Source organism: Mesorhizobium sp. ORS 3428 (assembly GCF_001854785.1).
Lineage (GTDB): Bacteria > Pseudomonadota > Alphaproteobacteria > Rhizobiales > Rhizobiaceae > Mesorhizobium.
On record NZ_MDFL01000165.1, the window covers coordinates 1 to 1,775 of the forward strand.

Annotated in this window: 1 protein-coding gene; it reads left to right on the forward strand. The window is 56.0% G+C overall.

Annotated features, from left to right (window positions below; all coding sequences use genetic code 11):
• Positions 1–77 precede the first annotated feature (77 nt).
• Positions 78–1,307: an ABC transporter permease gene (locus ORS3428_RS28450; protein WP_244508133.1), complete on the forward strand. Its 1,230-nt coding sequence runs from the start codon at positions 78–80 to the stop codon at positions 1,305–1,307.
• Positions 1,308–1,775: the final 468 nt, after the last annotated feature.

The following is a 1,775-nucleotide window of genomic DNA, read 5'->3' on the forward strand; positions in this document are numbered from 1 at the left end:
GTCGCAAACCTCCGAGCACGAGCTGGTGCTGCTGGCTTCTGGCGCCTGAGGTCTGCCCCGTTCTCTGGAGTGGAATCATGCATATGACGAGATTGAAAGAAGAGATCGGGCTTATCGCCCCAAGTACTACGGTTGGGAGCGGGGTGTTGATCGACGCAAAAAAGGAAAATTTGGCTGTATCCAAATCAAGAGATCCATACGTCCTAGGAATACTGCGTGAATTCGGCGTCTATGTCGCCCTGGCGCTGGTGTTATTCATCGTGACGGCGATTGCCATGTACCTGGGCAAGTCGCAACCGCTGACGGCGGCAAACCTTTCGAACATTGTCTATCAGGCTTCACTGACAGGAATAATGGCAATTGCGATGACGGTGGTGCTGATCACGGRCAATTTCGACCTGTCGGTGGGCTCGGTGGCCGCACTTGTGGGGGTTGTCTTCCTTATGACCGTCGGAACGTTGGGCTTTGGAATCGCCGCAATACTGGCACTCTCGGTGGCAGCTTTTGTCGGGCTGGTCAACGGAGCGATCAATCAGTTCCTAGGCATCAATGCGTTCATCGTGACGCTCGGCATGTTGACTGGAGCGCGCGGTATAATTCTTGTGTTGACGGATGGCCGTTCACTGAACTCGACCGATGAATCGGCGGTTGCGGYGATGCAGTTATTTGAGACAACACGACAGCCGATGAACGTCGTGCTCTATTGTCTGGGGGGGCTTTTCGCCATTTGTGGTCTGGTCGGGCTCTATCGGGGGAGCACCAGTCGCGTTCGCGGCGTATTTGCCCTGATTGGCGCTACGATCGTTGGCGGGATGGGAATCCTCAGCGGTCCTCGCGACACTGTCGCGAATCMGGCAATCTATTTTCTTGTCTTCACCGTAGTGATTTGGCTGCTGCTCACATTCACCACCTTCGGTCGACGCCTCTATGCGGTGGGCGGTAATGCCGAGGCGGCCCGCCTGGCTGGCGTCAACGTTGTCGGTTACAAAATCTTCGGCTTCCTGCTTTCGAGCCTTGCAGCGGGTTTTGCCGGCCTGCTCTATGTTTCACGTCTTGGATCGACATATCCAGGTGCCATGCAGGGGGCGGAACTTGCGGTCATTGCATCGGCTATCCTTGGCGGCACCTCGCTGTTTGGAGGCAGTGGCTCGGTGCTCAAGTCTGCGGCAGGCGCACTGCTTCTGGTAACGCTGACGAATGGTTTCAATTTACTCAACCTCGGGGCCAACTATCAGGGGATTATCGAAGGCGTCGTAATCATAGTGGCCGCTGCAATCTATACAGTCGGTGCCGGGCGCAGACGGTGAGTAGATGAAGCTGACCTCCGTTGCTAACCTGGCGCTGACTAACGCTTCTTGATCTTTGCTATTTACCRCCGGCTTCGACGCTAGTTCGGCCGCGATCGGTATCAGGTCTTCGGGGGATCGCAGGGCGCGCAGACGGAGAAGTGGATCGCTCAGCGCGCGCAGTCTTTTAGCGCCCCTGTGGTCGACATGGCAAATTATGATGGGCACTGGCATGGGCTTCCATCACATAGCCACCGCTCTCCCAGCTTCAGCAGCTTGGCTTCGTAATGAAACGCGCGATTGAGGCGTAAGCGTCTTCTCTGGTGAACTGGCGGAACAACAGTCTGCTGCAACTAATTGTCGCTCATTACCAATTGCTTCGGTCGACCTAACGCATCAGCAGCAGAACGATGCGATACAGCGGTGCACCGGAGGTTGAGCTAAACAATCGCTCCGCCACTCATCGTCGCGTGCGAAGCCTTGGTTCTC